Origin of the sequence: Austwickia sp. TVS 96-490-7B (genome assembly GCF_019331795.1) — a bacterium.
GTDB lineage: Bacteria > Actinomycetota > Actinomycetes > Actinomycetales > Dermatophilaceae > Austwickia.
Window position 1 is genome coordinate 499495 of sequence record NZ_JAHPZL010000008.1, and the last position, 14782, is coordinate 514276.

The 14782-nt window shown below is 62.5% G+C and carries 13 protein-coding genes and 1 tRNA gene; 8 read left to right on the forward strand and 6 right to left on the reverse strand.

The annotated features are described in order from the left end of the window. Positions 1-4 precede the first annotated feature (4 nt). Positions 5-424 carry a DUF3052 domain-containing protein gene (locus tag KEM60_RS12820; protein WP_255574609.1) on the reverse strand — a complete coding sequence of 140 codons (420 nt, stop codon included), beginning with the start codon at positions 422-424 and terminating at the stop codon, positions 5-7. Positions 425-715: 291 nt separating this feature from the next. Between KEM60_RS12820 and aceE the strand changes: the two genes are divergently transcribed. The 6 genes from aceE to KEM60_RS12850 all read left to right on the forward strand — a co-directional run bounded on the left by aceE (position 716) and on the right by KEM60_RS12850 (position 8840). Then, positions 716-3460 (forward strand): pyruvate dehydrogenase (acetyl-transferring), homodimeric type, encoded by a 2745-nt coding sequence (aceE, locus tag KEM60_RS12825; protein ID WP_219108222.1) that lies wholly within the window; start codon positions 716-718, stop codon positions 3458-3460. A 72-nt stretch (positions 3461-3532) separates the two neighbouring features. Beyond that, a complete protein-coding gene (locus KEM60_RS12830; protein WP_255574611.1) occupies positions 3533-4747 on the forward strand; it encodes a CdaR family transcriptional regulator in 1215 nt (404 codons plus the stop codon). 352 nt (positions 4748-5099) lie between these two features. Then, positions 5100-6032: an ACP S-malonyltransferase gene (locus KEM60_RS12835; protein ID WP_219107974.1), complete on the forward strand. Its 933-nt coding sequence runs from the start codon at positions 5100-5102 to the stop codon at positions 6030-6032. A 1-nt stretch (position 6033) separates the two neighbouring features. Continuing rightward, entirely contained in the window at positions 6034-7092 is a 1059-nt protein-coding gene (locus KEM60_RS12840; RefSeq protein WP_219107975.1) for a beta-ketoacyl-ACP synthase III, read from the forward strand. 89 nt (positions 7093-7181) lie between these two features. Next, positions 7182-7430, forward strand: a complete 249-nt coding sequence (locus KEM60_RS12845; protein WP_219107976.1) for an acyl carrier protein — start codon at positions 7182-7184, stop codon at positions 7428-7430. A 156-nt stretch (positions 7431-7586) separates the two neighbouring features. Next, positions 7587-8840, forward strand: a complete 1254-nt coding sequence (locus KEM60_RS12850) for a beta-ketoacyl synthase (protein WP_219107977.1) — start codon at positions 7587-7589, stop codon at positions 8838-8840. 125 nt (positions 8841-8965) lie between these two features. Here KEM60_RS12850 and KEM60_RS12855 read toward each other — a convergent pair whose 3' ends face one another. Beyond that, positions 8966-9475: a DUF3145 domain-containing protein gene (locus KEM60_RS12855; RefSeq protein WP_219107978.1), complete on the reverse strand. Its 510-nt coding sequence runs from the start codon at positions 9473-9475 to the stop codon at positions 8966-8968. Positions 9476-9879: 404 nt separating this feature from the next. On the opposite strand from KEM60_RS12855, the gene KEM60_RS12860 reads away from it, so the two are divergent. Then, the gene (locus tag KEM60_RS12860; RefSeq protein WP_219107979.1) at positions 9880-10146 is read left to right on the forward strand and encodes a hypothetical protein; all 267 of its coding nucleotides are present in this window, start codon (positions 9880-9882) and stop codon (positions 10144-10146) included. Positions 10147-10230: 84 nt separating this feature from the next. Here KEM60_RS12860 and KEM60_RS12865 read toward each other — a convergent pair whose 3' ends face one another. Beyond that, entirely contained in the window at positions 10231-11442 is a 1212-nt protein-coding gene (locus KEM60_RS12865) for an RtcB family protein (RefSeq protein WP_370626365.1), read from the reverse strand. 320 nt (positions 11443-11762) lie between these two features. On the opposite strand from KEM60_RS12865, the gene KEM60_RS12870 reads away from it, so the two are divergent. Beyond that, a tRNA-Ile gene (locus KEM60_RS12870) sits at positions 11763-11839 on the forward strand. Positions 11840-12032: 193 nt separating this feature from the next. Here KEM60_RS12870 and KEM60_RS12875 read toward each other — a convergent pair. The 3 genes from KEM60_RS12875 to KEM60_RS12885 form a co-directional block, all read right to left on the reverse strand. Then, entirely contained in the window at positions 12033-12257 is a 225-nt protein-coding gene (locus tag KEM60_RS12875) for a helix-turn-helix transcriptional regulator (RefSeq protein ID WP_219107980.1), read from the reverse strand. After that, positions 12257-12898 carry a hypothetical protein gene (locus tag KEM60_RS12880; RefSeq protein WP_219107981.1) on the reverse strand — a complete coding sequence of 214 codons (642 nt, stop codon included), beginning with the start codon at positions 12896-12898 and terminating at the stop codon, positions 12257-12259. The genes KEM60_RS12875 and KEM60_RS12880 overlap by 1 nt, the downstream gene beginning before the upstream one ends. A 124-nt stretch (positions 12899-13022) precedes the next feature. Next, complete coding sequence (locus tag KEM60_RS12885; RefSeq protein ID WP_219107982.1) at positions 13023-13589, reverse strand: DUF5067 domain-containing protein; 567 nt, start codon at positions 13587-13589, stop codon at positions 13023-13025. Positions 13590-14782: the final 1193 nt, after the last annotated feature.

Genomic DNA, 14782 nt, shown 5'->3' on the forward strand with positions numbered 1-14782 from the left:
CAGATCAGCGCCGAGCTGACTTGGGAGCAACCAGCCGCGTGGCCGACCATTCCGACGTCAGGTTCAGACTCGCCGATGCTTGCAGCCCGGCAGTCGTAGCCGCTTCGGCAACATCACTGGCATCCACCTCACCCGGTCGCCCCACCTTCGGGGTGAGCAACACGATGAAGCCTTGTTCTTCCATGGTGGTCAACGCATCGACCAAGGCATCGGTGAGATCGCCGTCATCGTCACGCCACCACAGGAGGACCGCGTCGACGACATCGTCGTACTCCTCGTCCTCCAACGGGACCTGCAGGATGTCCTCGATCTGCCCCCGAAGCTCGTCGGCAACATCGTCGTCGTAACCGAGCTCCAGCACCACCTGCTTCGGCATAAAGCCGAGCTTGGCCACCGCACCGGCATTCGCCGCGGTCAGGCCCACGCGCGCACCTCCTTCACTTGCCGCTGTCCGGTGACAGCAGCCATGTACGTGCCGATAAGTTCATCGGTTCCTGGTCGATTGCGCAAGCACCCTCGCTGGAACTGCTCCCCTGGACCCGGGTTTTGGCACCCCCTGAGCCCCCCGTATCGCTTCTGCCACACGGATTTCCAAGCATGCCCGGCCGTCCGAGAGGGCCGCATGTGACCTTTGTCCTGTCGTGATGGAAGGATAGGACTTACGCCAACCTGCCTGACGGAAGGACCCCACGTGCCGATCGAGGACGCCGGCCCCATGATCAACGGCCTACCCAGCCGCTTCCCGGACATCGACCCGGAAGAGACGCAGGAATGGCTTGAATCGATGGATCAGCTCATCAAGGACAAAGGTGAGCAGCGGGCCCGATACATCATGCTCAGCCTCCTCCAGCATGCCCGTGAGCAGCACGTCGGTGTGCCTTCGCTGACCACCACCGATTACATCAACACCATCCCCGTCGAAGCCGAGCCCTGGTTCCCCGGCGACGAGGACCAAGAGCGGGCGTTCCGCCGCCTCATTCGCTGGAACGCGGCGGTCTTGGTGCACCGGGCGCAGCGCCCAGGCGTAGGTGTCGGTGGCCATATCTCCACGTACGCCTCCGCCGCGACACTCTACGAAGTCGGCCTGAACCACTTCTTCCGTGGCCAGGATCACCCCGGCGGCGGTGACCAGGTCTTTTTCCAGGGCCATGCTTCCCCCGGTATGTATGCTCGCGCTTTCCTCGAAGGTCGCCTCACCGAGGCTCAGCTCGACGGTTTCCGTCAGGAGAAGAGCCACGTCGTCGACGGACGCATCCAGTCAGTGCCGAGCTACCCGCACCCGCGCCTCATGCCGGAGTTCTGGCAGTTCCCGACAGTGTCGATGGGCCTGGGCCCGATCAACGCGATCTACCAGGCACAGTTCAACAAGTACCTGCACAACCGGGGCATTAAGGACACCAGCGACCAGCGCGTCTGGGCGTTCCTCGGCGACGGCGAAATGGACGAGGTCGAAAGCCGCGGCGCCCTGCAGTGGGCTGCCATGGAGGAGCTCGACAACCTCACTTTCGTAGTGAACTGCAACCTGCAGCGTTTGGATGGCCCGGTCCGAGGCAATGGCAAGATCATTCAGGAGCTGGAAGCCTTCTTCCGGGGCGCTGGCTGGAATGTCATCAAGGTCATTTGGGGCCGAGGCTGGGACGAACTCCTCGCCGCCGACCACCAGGGCGCCCTGGTCCATGTGATGAACACCATCCCGGATGGCGACTACCAGACCTTCCGCGCCAACGACGGCGCCTTCGTCCGCGAGCACTTCTTCGGTCGGGACCGGCGAGCTCTCAAGCTCGTGGAAAACTGGACCGACGAAGACATCTGGTGGAAGCTCAAGCGAGGCGGCCACGACTACCGCAAGGTGTATGCCGCCTACCAGCAGGCCGTCCAGCACAACGGCCAGCCCACCGTCATCCTGGCCCACACCATCAAGGGATACACCCTCGGCCAGCACTTCGCGGGGCGTAACGCCACCCACCAGATGAAGAAGCTGGCCTTGCAGGACCTTAAGGACCTGCGCGACACCCTGCACATCCCGATCAGCGACGAACAGCTCGAAGCCGACCCGTACCGTCCCCCCTTCTACCACCCGGGAACGGACGATGAGCGCATCGACTACATGCTCGAGCTGCGGAGCAAACTGGGCGGCGCAGTCCCCCAGCGGCGTGTCCCGACTGAATCGATCCACCTGCCTGACACCTCGGCGTACGCCGCGATCAAGAAGGGCTCCGGCAAGCAACAGGTCGCCACGACCATGGCGTTTGTGCGGCTGCTCAAGGAACTCATGCGGGACAAGGAATTCGGCAAGCGGGTCGTCCCGATCATCCCGGATGAGGCCCGTACTTTCGGGATGGACTCGTTCTTCCCCACCAGCAAGATCTACAACCCGCACGGCCAGAAATACACCTCGGTCGACGCGGAGCTGATGCTGGCCTACAAGGAATCCCCACAGGGTCAGATGCTGCACCTGGGCATCAACGAGGCGGGATCGTTGGCAGCGTTCACCGCCGCCGGGTCGTCGTACTCCACCCACGGTGAGCCGATGGTGCCGTTCTATGTCTTCTATTCGATGTTTGGATTCCAGCGCACCGCCGACGCGATCTGGGCCGCCGCTGACCAGATGACCCGAGGTTTCCTGATCGGAGCCACCGCCGGGCGGACCACCCTCACCGGTGAGGGACTGCAGCATATGGACGGTCACAGCCCGCTGCTCGCGGCGACCAACCCTGCTGTCGTCCACTACGACCCGGCCTATAGCTACGAGATCGCCCACATCGTTCAGGACGGTCTGCGTCGGATGTACGGCGACAACGCTGAAGACGTCATCTACTACCTGACGGTCTATAACGAGCCCATCGTGCAGCCCGCCGAGCCAGAGAACCTGGACGTTGAGGGTCTGCTTTCGGGCATGTATCTGCTCAAGGAAGGCGAACTGCCCGAAGGGTCCAATCCTGACGAGGCTCCTCGGGCGCAACTGCTCGCCTCCGGCGTGGGCGTGCCGTGGGCATTGGAGGCGCAGGACCTGCTGCGCAGCGACTGGGGCGTCACCGCTGACGTGTGGTCGGTCACCAGCTGGACTGAGCTGCGCCGCGAAGCCATGGCGTGTGACGAGGAAAACTTCCTCACCCCCGGCGACACGCCGAAGGTGCCCTATGTCACCCGTCGGCTCGCCGAGCGGTCCGGCCCGGTGGTGGCGACCAGCGACTTCGCGACCGACCTGCAGGACGCCATCGCCCGCTGGGTGCCAGGCGACTTCGCCCCACTAGGTGCTGACGGGTTCGGATTCTCCGACACTCGCCAGGCAGCGCGCCGGTTCTTCCACATCGACGGCCCCTCAATGGCCGTCCGGGCCCTGCAGCTCCTCGCCGACCAAGGCAAGATCGACGCTGGTGTCCCAGCCGCAGCCGCTGAGAAATACCGCCTGCTCGACGTGACAGCTGGCAATTCCGGCAACGCCGGTGGCGACGCCTGAGATATCCCTCAGGATGAAGTGTCCTACGGCGCGCCGGTGGCTCAGCTACCGGCGCGCCGTACACTCCTGCCAATGGGGAGTCCACGCGCCAGTGAGGAGACCAGCCGTGCCGTCGAACGGTCTGCGGGACGGCTAACCACGGCGGCGTACCGCCATATGGAATCCCACCTGGAGTGGTATCTCGACTTGTCCGCCCAAGAACGGTCCTGGGTCGGCACTGTTGTCCAGTCAGGGTTCGCATCATTCGTCGACTGGTATGTGCACTCTGACACCGACAAGACCGATGATCACGCCACGGCGTCAATCTTCGCTGCTGCCCCCCGCGGCTTGACCCGCACCATTTCGCTGCGTCAGACCTTGGACTTACTGCGTACAGTCGTCGACGTCGTCGAGGACCACATTCCCGAACTTGCCGCAGCCGGTGAAGAAACCGCACTCCGCGAAGACGTTTTGCGATACAGCCGGGATATCGCTTTTGCTGCCGCCCAGGTATACGCCGGAGCAGCCGAAACCCGAGGGGCGTGGGATGCTCGCTTGGAGTCGCTGGTCGTCGACGCTGTGGTTCGCGGTGAAAGTCCTGATGAACTGACCAGCCGCGCGGCGGCACTCGGCTGGGATCGCACCGAAGGCGTCGTCGTGGTGATGGGCGCCGTCCCCACCGATGCCGGTGAGCGTGCTCTTGAGCGGATGCGCACAGCTGCTGGACGGGTGGGCGTAGACCTGTTGATTTCAGCGCAGGAAAGCCGTCTGATTGTCATCGCCGGTGGCGTCACCGACCCCGAGCAGATCGCCACCGCACTGGCTCCAGCGTTTGGACCTGGTCCGGTCGTCGTCGGTCCTCGCGTCTCTCGGCTGCATTCCGCCCGCGGATCAGCACGAGCAGCTGCCGCCGCGTTACGCGCCGCACCGGCCTGGGCTGGAGCTCCCCGCCCAGTGCGCAGCGATGATCTCCTGCCCGAACGGGTCCTTGTCGGAGACACCGGCGCCCGGTCGTATCTCATCCGGCATGTGTTCACACCGCTACGCAAAGCCAGCGGAGCCAGCCTCGAAGAGACCTGTACGACGTACCTCGCCTGCGGGCGAAGCCTCGAAGCGACAGCTCGGGCCTTGTTTGTCCACCCCAACACGGTGCGCTACCGGCTGGGCCGGATCACCGCGCTCACCGGATATGACCCCACGGCGCCCCGTGAGGCGTATGTCCTGCAAACCGCACTGGCTGTGGGACGTCTTGACGAGGCAGCCACATCCGCATCATCCGATGCCGAGGACCTCCCTACTCCCACCTGATGAGAAGACACAGCCAGAAGCAGAGCGTGAACGACAGCGAAGAGCGCTGCGGTCAACCCAATTGCTATCGGCACCACAACACGCAACGGCCCCACCACAGGTTGGGGACTCCTTAGCCCTACGCATGAGTCACCTCAACTATATGGATTGTCATCGCGACTATAAAAGTTGTTGACATGGCCTTTTCTGAGGAAAGAGTCACCCCACCAGTGACGATGTCCAGCTGAAGCGCTTCATCAGCGAGATCGTCGGCCCTCAACTGGCAGATTTGTCGGGTTCCTCCAAAGATGCTGAAGTTTTCCTGTGTCTGTCGCACCTGCGGGTCCGGCGATCGCTAGGACAGGCTGGACGCGTGTTCGCCATCATCTGTCCGGGACAAGGTTCACAAACCCCCGGTTTTCTCCAGCCCTGGCTCGACATCCCCGGAGTCTCCGATCGACTGTCGATCCTGTCCGACGCGGCCCAGACCGACCTCATCGCGCACGGCACCGTCTCCGACGAACAAACCATCAAAGACACCTCGGTCGCCCAGCCATTGATTGTCGCAGCAGGGCTAGCAGTGTTGCCATTGCTCCTCGCGGACACTCCTGAACCAGCCTGCTACAGCGGGCACTCCGTTGGCGAATTCACGGCCCTCGCCGCAGCAGGTGCCGTGAGCCCCTATCAGGCGCTGAGCTTGGTTGCCACCAGAGGTCGGGCCATGGCAAAAGCCGCCGCGCACACTCCTACCGGGATGAGCGCTGTCCTCGGCGGCGACCCCCAGCAGGTCCTTGCTTGCCTAGAACAGCGAGGGCTCACCGCAGCCAATATCAACGGGGCCGGTCAAGTCGTCGCGGCCGGGACCCTGCCAGATCTAGAAGCGCTCGCCCAGAACCCACCGACCCGCAGCAGGGTCATCCCACTGAAAGTCGCCGGGGCATTTCACACCGCCCACATGGCTCCTGCGGTTGCTGATCTGCAGGCTGCTGCCGCCATCCACGACGTCCGCGATGCCGTGATTCCAGTGGTGAGCAACAGAGACGGCCAGCTGGTCCGCGACGGCAAGGATCTGGTGACCCGACTGGTCGCACAGGTCGCTCGACCTGTGCGATGGGATTTAGTCATGCAGACGTTGCTGGATAGTGGGATTACTGCGGTCATTGAAGTACCCCCGGCAAGCACCTTGAGTGGACTAGCCAAACGAGGCATGAAAGGCGTCAAAACCGTCGCAGTCAATACCCCTGACGACCTCGACGCTGCACGTGCGGTGGTGCTGGAACACAGCGGTCTGTCCGTGGTGCGCTGACGTGGTGTTACTGCGTACCCTGCGCGGGCCGGCGTACACCCGCATCCTGGGCATCGGTGACTACCGGCCCGCTCGGATCATCAGCAATGAAGAATTGTGTCGCCACATCGATTCCACCGATGAGTGGATCCAGGATCGATCCGGAATCCAGCAACGCCGCCAGGCCACGCCTGACGAATCAGTCGTCGACATGGGCACCCAGGCAGCGCGCGCCGCGATGACGTACGCCGACCTGACCGGCTCGGACATCGACGCGGTGATCTGCGCGACGATTACCCACCCCTACCAGACCCCCGCAGCGGCGCCGATGATCGCCGAACGACTCGGCACCAAGAATGCCGCCGCTTTCGACCTGTCCGCGGCCTGTGCCGGATATTGCTACGGCGTCGCGGTCGCTGACGACATGGTCCGATCAGGTCGAGCCGAACACGTCCTCGTGGTCGGGGTGGAAAAACTCTCCGACTATCGAGACCTGGGCGACCGGGGCACCGCTTTCATCTTCGGAGATGGCGCTGGCGCTGCCGTGATTGGGCCCTCAGCCACACCAGGGATTAGCGCCACCACCTGGGGATCCGATGGCTCCGGGTCCGCCATGATCAGTCAGTCAGTCAGCTGGACCGAAGCGCAAGAACGCTACGCTCCTGCTTCCCTTGACATGCCAGGAGATCCCGCTCGGCCAGACGCCACCGTGACCGACTCGCTCTGGCCGTTCATCGACATGCAAGGTCCTTCCGTGTTCCGATGGGCAGCGACTGCGGTGGCTCCGTTGTGTGAACGTGCCCTTGCTGCCGCCGGTGTGACCGCCCAGGACATCCAGGTCTTCATCCCCCACCAAGCCAACACGCGCATCGTGGACACCCTGGTCAAGAAACTGCGCCTCCCAGACCACGTCGTCATTGCTGATGACATCACCGACATGGCCAACACCTCAGCCGCCTCGATTCCTTTAGCCACAGCGGCTCTGCTGCGCAGTGGCCGGGCTCACCCCGGAGACCTTGCCCTGCAAATCGGATTCGGCGCCGGACTGACCTGGGCCGCCCAGGTCGTCCAGCTGCCCTGACAAGTTCCCGCCGCCCGACGGGTCAATCGGGCACCGACAGCACCACTGACTCGCCCTCGCCCCACGAGGGCCCAGCGAAGGAGAACGACATGGGCATGAACGAACAGGAAATCCTGGCCGGACTAGCGGACATCGTCAACGAAGAAACCGGACTGGACACCGACGACGTCCAACTGGACAAGTCGTTCACTGAAGACCTGGACATCGACTCGCTGTCCATGATGACCATCGTCGTCAACGCCGAGGAAAAGTTCGGCGTGAAAATCCCCGACGACGAAGTCAAGAACCTCAAAACCGTCCGCGACGCCGTCACCTTCATCAGCTCCGCCCAGGGCTGAAACGCTGCGGTGCCCACGGCGTGCCCGGTCATGACGACACCGTCAGGCCGAGCACGCCGTACCCGGTCGTGTCCACACCCGGACATCCCGACCAAGCACCACCGCATCGCTACCACGACGCGCAGCTCACCCACCGCAGCGACCAGGAGTACCTCCATGAGCCCCACCACGCCCCCACGTGTCGTCGTCACCGGCCTCGGAGCGACCACCCCGCTCGGCGGTGACGTCCGCAGCACCTGGCAAGCCCTGCTCGCCGGGACCTCTGGCGCACGCACCCTGCCCTACGACTGGGTCCAGACCTATGACCTTCCCGTCACCATCGGCGCCACGCTCGCCGTACCAGCCGCGGAACGTCTCACCAAAGTGGAAACCCGCCGACAAGACCCCTGCGCGCAGTACGCCCTGATCGCCGCACGAGAGGCCTGGGCCGACGCGGGGACCCCCGACGTCGCACCGGAACGCCTCGCCGTTTCCATCGGCACCGGCGTCGGCGGCGTACACACCCTCGTCGACCAGTGGGAAAACCTACGAACCAAGGGGCCGCGCCGCATCTTCCCGCTCGCCGTACCGATGCTGCTGGTGAACTCCCCCACCGCCACCGTCAGCCTTGAACTCGACGCCCGCGCCGGTGGTCACACCCCTGTCAGTGCCTGCGCCTCCGGAGCTGAAGGCATCGCCCAAGGGCTGCAGATGATCCGAGAAGGCCGCGCCGATGTCGTCGTCGCTGGCGGCACCGAAGCCGCGATCCATCCACTTCCCATCGGCGGGTTTGCCGCTATGCAGGCACTTTCTACCCGCAATGACGACCCCGTCCGAGCTTCCCGGCCCTTCGACACGGACCGGGATGGCTTCCTCATCGGTGAAGGAGCCGCCGTCGTCGTCCTCGAAAGCTACGACAGCGCCATCGCCCGAGGCGCCACCATCTACGCCGAATTGGTCAGTGCCGGGGTGACCACCGACGCCCACCACGTCGCAGCACCCGAACCTGAAGGCATCGGAGCCGCCGCTGCCATCACCCAAGCCATCCGCACCGGCAACATCGACATCAACCACATCGCCCACATCAACGCGCATGCCACCTCCACCCCAGTAGGTGACCGTGCCGAAAGCAAAGCCATCCGCTCCGCTTTAGGGAAACACACCGATCAGGTCGCCGTCAGCGCCACCAAATCCATGACTGGACACCTGCTCGGTGCTGCAGGATCACTCGAAGCGATCTTCACGATCCTTGCCCTGCACGAAGGGACCGCCCCGGCGCACATCAACCTTGACCATCGTGACCCGGACATCACGTTGGATATCGTTGCCGACACCCCCAGAGCCCTTCCTGACGGCGATATCGTCGCTCTGGATCACAGCTTCGGTTTCGGCGGTCACAACGTCGCACTGGCGTTCCGGCGCTGCCGCTGACCCGATCCCACTCCCTTACACGCACAGGACCGGCCCCCATCCCCATGGGGCCGGTCCCTCTGCGCAGCCCATCAAGCCAGACTGCCACCGTCGTCACCGCCCAGACCGGACCGGGACGACGACACTCAACTGACTCGATGGAGCCAGCGCACGGGAGCATTGTCCCCGGCATGGCGGAATGGTTCCAGTTCGGTATCCCACGGAGAACCCAACGCGATCTCCAGCTCGCGCCGCACACTGGACGGGTCACCTGCCGCCAATGCGGCACGCAGCCGGTTCTCACTGATCAAAGTGTCGCCATTGGTGGAGACGATGGTGTGATGCACGCCCAGCGACGGCGTGTACGTCCAGCGCGCTCCGTCTACTCCCGCGCTGGGATCCTCCACCACCTCGAAGCGAACATCCTGGCAGCGGCGTAGCGCACTCGCCAGGTGAGCTCCTGTGCCCGGGACCCCAGACCACGTGAGCTCAGCACGCATCAACGTGCGACCCAGCGGCTGCTGAGTCCACGACAGTTTCACCGACGCCCCGAGGACCGACTCGATCGCCCAGCCAATGTGCGGGCACAACGAGCTAGGCGTGGAGTGGATATACACCACGCCCTGGGTCAGGGCAGCGTGCGCCGCGACAGACATCCGGATCCTCCTGTGAGTTGCGAGGGACGTCTTCCCCAACGGCCTGCAACATCACCGAGAACGTCGTGTCCTGCGACGCTCACCCAACGTACGACAAAAACGTGACCAATGGCCCTTCGGCGTACGAACAACTATGTGCGCTTATCCGGTTCATTGTGCCCGAGGGGTCCGGACACACCAAGACACACCCCCGCGACACGACGGCGCTTTCCCACATGTCCTCCCCCCGAGACGGTCCCGCTCGACAGAACCGCAGGTGAAAACGGCATCCCATGGAGCCTTGCATCCATGCACCCGTCCCAGTTGGACAACCGCTCAAGATCAAGGTTCACTAGCGGCATTGGGGATAAGAGCCGGGAACTCACCCTGGGAAGTGAGCGACCGGCATGAGGAAATGGGGGCCTATGAGCGGCTTCGTTCAGGCGCCGGCACCAGGTATGCAGAGTGCCATGGCGATCTTGACGGCGCGCGTCCAGAGCATGGACGGGGGATGCAGTGTCAACGAGTACGTCGAGCTGCTGCGCAGTGAAATGGAAGACCAGGATCCGTTGATCCTGACCAGTGCCATGGCGAGCCTCGCCTCGGCGCTGCTGGCCATTGCAGCTGGCGGGACCAACATCCCGCCGTACGAACTGCTCTCGACGATCGGCTTGACACTCGCCGACGCGTGATCACCCTCCGGGCGACCGGAACACCAGACGGCCCGCCGTCTCCCTGCGGGGAGGCGACGGGCCGTTGGTCTATCTCCGGGCAGATCACCCCTTGACGCATAACACGGTGCGCAGACGGGTCACTACCTCAACCAGTGGCTGCTCACCACTCGTCTGCGCCTCGATGACTGCCTCGAGGTCCTTGTAACTACTAGGGATCTCGTCCAACACCCCGGCGTCCTTACGGCACTCCACCCCGGCGGTCTGCGACACCAAGTCTTCGACGGTGAAGGTCCGTCGCGCCGCCGAGCGCGACATGCGCCGCCCTGCACCATGTGACGCCGAGTTCATCGCCGAAGTGTTGCCCATGCCACGAACCACGTACGACCCGGTGCCCATCGAACCGGGAATCAATCCAAGATCGCCTCGACCAGCCCGAATCGCGCCCTTGCGGGTCACGATGACGTCCACGTCGTCGTACGTCTCCTCGCTGATGTAGTTGTGATGGCAGGACACCACCTGTCCGAACGTCACCTGCGGCAGGACCTGAACGACGGCCTGCTGCACCAACTCCATCATCACGGCCCGGTTGATGCGGGCATACTCCTGCGCCCAGTACACGTCATGGAGGTACGCCGACATCTCTTCGCTCCCGGCGAGGAACACTGCCAGATCACGATCTGGCAGGCCCAGATTGTGTTCCAAGGTGCGGGCCGTCGCGATATGCCGTTCGGCGATCTCCTTGCCAATATTGCGTGACCCCGAATGCAGCATCACCCATACCTGGTCGTTGTCGTCGACAGTGACCTCAATGAAATGGTTGCCTCCACCGAGAGTGCCGCACTGGTGCACTGCGCGAAACTCCCGATCAGCAATCCTCGGCGCCCGCAACGAAGCAAACCCGTCAAACAATCGTTGCGCCGCTGCGCGCACCTGTCGGTCCTTCGCTGACAACGCTGGAGTCCCCTCGTGGGCGTGCGGCCCCAAGGGCACAACCTGCTCGATGCCCATCCGAAGCGATCGCAGATCATCTGGCAGGTCGCTGCTGGTCAGCGACGTCTGCACCGCCGTCATCCCGCATCCGATATCCACCCCGACCGCTGACGGCGCCACCGCCTGCTTCATCGCGATCACACTGCCCACCGTGGCGCCTTTACCCAAGTGCACATCTGGCATCACCGACACTCGATGTGTCCACGGCAGCGCAGCGATATTGCGAAGCTGCTGCTGAGCAGCTGGCTCAACGTCCTCCGGGTGAGCCCACATCGACACCTGCGGTGCTCCGGGCAGCGACACCGGGAATTCCGTCGTCATCATCCTCATTTTCCTCCGTCCACTCAGATCGCGGCAACGCTGCAGGGCATCAAGCCCCCTGGTACGGCGTCGCAGCCCGACCCCCCCCCGATGTCCTTCACCTGCAGGGCCCATGTGATCCGAAGAGCGAGAGTACGCCGACGGGTCCTGTCGACACCACCGGTTTAAGGACGGGCAATGAGGTGGGGGTCCGATCACGCTCTTGGACAGGTGGCGTCGCAGCGCGCGCGGACGAGGTAGGCTCTGAACCCGACGTCCGACCCTCCCTGAGGTCATCCGGCGTCGGAGGCTGGTCAGGTCCCCTACGCCTGCTCAGCATGCATGGGCCAGTAGCTCAGTCGGTCAGAGCAGCGGACTCATAATCCGTCGGTCGTCGGTTCAAGCCCGACCTGGCCCACCATCACCCACCCAGGGTGGACCGTTTTTTACGGCGGTCCCCTCCCTGGAGAAGAATCTTTGCCACAAAGGGCCACCCATATCAGCAATATGAGTCGGCTCGTTCAGAGCGTGGGATGCGTTCATCATGAATCTAGCTCATGAGCATGGCAAGGGCGATCATCACCACAGTTCGCCCTGGACCGGCAGAGCCTCGATCACGGTGACGGATCCACACTAAGCACATCACCAGGATTGACATTCAGAGCGTCACAGATCGCAGTGAGCGTGCTGAAACGGATCGCTTTCGCGCGGTTATTTTTCAGGACTGACAGGTTCACCACACTGATACCCACCTGATCTGAGAGTTCAGCCAGGGTCATGCCCCGCTCGCTCAGGAGAGCATCGATGTTGCAGATGATTCGGGACTCTTCTGCTGGCATCAGATCACCCCGTCAAGCTCATCTACCAATCGACGTCCATGACGCAGCACGAACATGAAGACCCAGCTGAGATAGAAGAACCCGAGGGGTAGCCAGATACTGCTGAGGTCGGTCGATACCGCCGAGTGCCACCCCAGGGAGTTCACTGCCAACTGTGAACCCAGCAGAGTGAGCCCAGTCGGCACCAATGCCACTCCTATCACCGACCACATGAAAATCCGCAAGGCCCGCTCTACTGATGGATCAAACACTGAGCGAACGCGCGCGACCTGCCTCATGAATGCGCCTAGGGCGGCTAGCGATAGGGCCCAGCAGGCCGGAGTCAGTGCTGCGCCGAGTTGCACGACGACCGCGATCACGCCAGGAATACGACTGACATCAACTCCGACATGGTAGGGCCACATGAGCGTTGCTCCTGGAGCTCCCTCCCACCGTGGTGTAGTTGCAGGGTCAGGCAACGCAGGTGACGACAAACTCAGAACACACACCCCTGACGTCAGGGTTGCCCACATGACACCAGCGGCATACAGCCCCACCACCCCGGCAACCAAGAGCGTGACGACACTGATGCTCCGGATATTTTCAGTGCGATAACGGCTCTTCTTCCCCATCAGCGGGCCGTCCTGAGGTACTGAGGACATGCGACTTCCTCACTCTGCGACATATCGATCATCGATACTAACGATATTCGATATGCTACGGCAAGGCACCCGGCAGTCGATGACAGAGAGCACCTCGCACCCCCACACCAGACACCTCAGCTGGCTACTGACGGAAGACCGCCACCGTGTCCATGATCATCGACACCTGGACTGCAATCGGCGCTGTGACATCCGCCACGAAAGCCGCCTTCCATGTGGTCGAGCCACCAGGTTTGATCTCAGCTGTCGGCGGTTTGATCTGCTGCTGAGCGTCTAGGACTGCCCGCAGCGTCTCCCCACCTGACGTCGCCTTGATAGTCAACGACGTAGGACTGATCGCTTGCGCGCTGTCATTTTTGACCGTGACATTGACTACCGCCATTTTGGTGGGCTTAGTAGTGCCGTCAGACACTGACGATGCTCCCGGCTTGCCAGCCACAGGCGCACTGACTGTATATGACACCTTGTCTTTGGTGACGGTCTTCCCAAAGGTCGCTGCAGCACTCGATTTATCGACTGGCGCACCCCCCGCCGTCGCTGCACTGGTCGACGCAGACCCAGCAGCCGACCCGCCAGTGGAGGACGCCGCCTGAGCTGGCGGTGGTGGAGATGACGACGCCTCCCCTCCCCCACATCCAGTCAGCACCAGCACCGACACTGCACCAATCACCATCACATTCGCTGTGCGCATGTGTGTCACCCTAGCGACGTGGGTCCCATCAGTACCGTCGGCCTCCTTGGTCACTTCTGATGATCTCCGCAGCCCCCCGTTGGCTTCCCCGCGCTCAGAATCGATCCTGACGAACTTTCTCTGCGGACAAGAAACGGACAAGGCCCTCTCCGCATCCGCCATGTCAGCAGTTCGGAGCGGAAGAAACTGACGGAGATCACATCCGTCTGTCGATACGCCCGTGATGAGGTGCTACCGGAACTGGTGACGGCTGATCGCCTGCCCCACCAAGCCCTCACCACCCTGGCTGCAGTCGCACACTTCCCCTATCCCCACACAAGCAGGCCAGAGCGCTGTTCACCTGCAGTGGGGGCGATATGCACCTGCGCTGGGGGCAATGCTGACGCGACGCCGCGTCGCACCAACATTGCCCCCCATGGAATTGACTTCTTCCATGCCATCACATAGAGACTCTCATCAACTCCCGGGTGCCTCCTCTTTCACAGCACCTTCTTCCCTAGCTTTCGTAGTCCCCTGGCTGGGAGTATGCCGCAATCCCCCACTATCAAGGAACATCAGCAAACCTAACACGCCCTCAATGGCTCCTAGAATGCAAGTCCTTTGATCCCACTCATGGTTCCCCCTGAAGCTCTGAAAACCAGCTACCATAGTGAATGGAACTAGGAAAGAAAACACATAGAAAACGCCTTGCGTCGATGGCTTCAAGGTGAACCTACTTGTCATAGTATGAAACACTTTACAATACTAAAAATAAGCATATAAAAATCCGTGACACCAATCCCTTCAGCCGCCTTAAAATTAACGGCACCCACATAGTTGCTCTCCGGCAACCATGCGCATTGCAGGAACAATAACAGCAAATACGGCAACGTGTATCACTTTCAACAAAAATCCCAGATAGATGAATCCACAATTATTGATCGTTTGTCTACCTATATCTGAGTTTTCCCTGAATGTATGTTTGAAATCATCTGGATTGGGGTCACTGCGGTGGGGGTAGTTGCGGGAAGCACTGTGAGCGAGGCCGCGGAGTGGCACGGCCCGCGAGGACGAGGACGCAGGAAGGTCTCGTGGTCGAGGAGCAGGCGTGCTGGGCTCTGCGCGCAGGGACACCCCCCGGATGGCAGATCCGCCCCGACGCTGCCAAGGGACGCGACATGAGACGAGGTCAGAGCAGACAAGGAGCATGATCG

What these genes read in the sequence shown, in the direction of transcription:
- KEM60_RS12830 (WP_255574611.1), top strand. Translation starts at nt 3,533, where the DNA reads ATGGGGAGTCCACGCGCCAGTGAGGAGACCAGCCGTGCCGTCGAACGG.
- KEM60_RS12875 (WP_219107980.1), bottom strand. Translation starts at nt 12,257, where the DNA reads ATGCCAGCAGAAGAGTCCCGAATCATCTGCAACATCGATGCTCTCCTG.
- aceE (WP_219108222.1), top strand. Translation starts at nt 716, where the DNA reads ATGATCAACGGCCTACCCAGCCGCTTCCCGGACATCGACCCGGAAGAG.
- KEM60_RS12850 (WP_219107977.1), top strand. Translation starts at nt 7,587, where the DNA reads ATGAGCCCCACCACGCCCCCACGTGTCGTCGTCACCGGCCTCGGAGCG.
- KEM60_RS12865 (WP_370626365.1), bottom strand. Translation starts at nt 11,442, where the DNA reads ATGATGACGACGGAATTCCCGGTGTCGCTGCCCGGAGCACCGCAGGTG.
- KEM60_RS12885 (WP_219107982.1), bottom strand. Translation starts at nt 13,589, where the DNA reads ATGCGCACAGCGAATGTGATGGTGATTGGTGCAGTGTCGGTGCTGGTG.
- KEM60_RS12845 (WP_219107976.1), top strand. Translation starts at nt 7,182, where the DNA reads ATGGGCATGAACGAACAGGAAATCCTGGCCGGACTAGCGGACATCGTC.
- KEM60_RS12880 (WP_219107981.1), bottom strand. Translation starts at nt 12,898, where the DNA reads ATGTCCTCAGTACCTCAGGACGGCCCGCTGATGGGGAAGAAGAGCCGT.
- KEM60_RS12855 (WP_219107978.1), bottom strand. Translation starts at nt 9,475, where the DNA reads ATGTCTGTCGCGGCGCACGCTGCCCTGACCCAGGGCGTGGTGTATATC.
- KEM60_RS12860 (WP_219107979.1), top strand. Translation starts at nt 9,880, where the DNA reads ATGAGCGGCTTCGTTCAGGCGCCGGCACCAGGTATGCAGAGTGCCATG.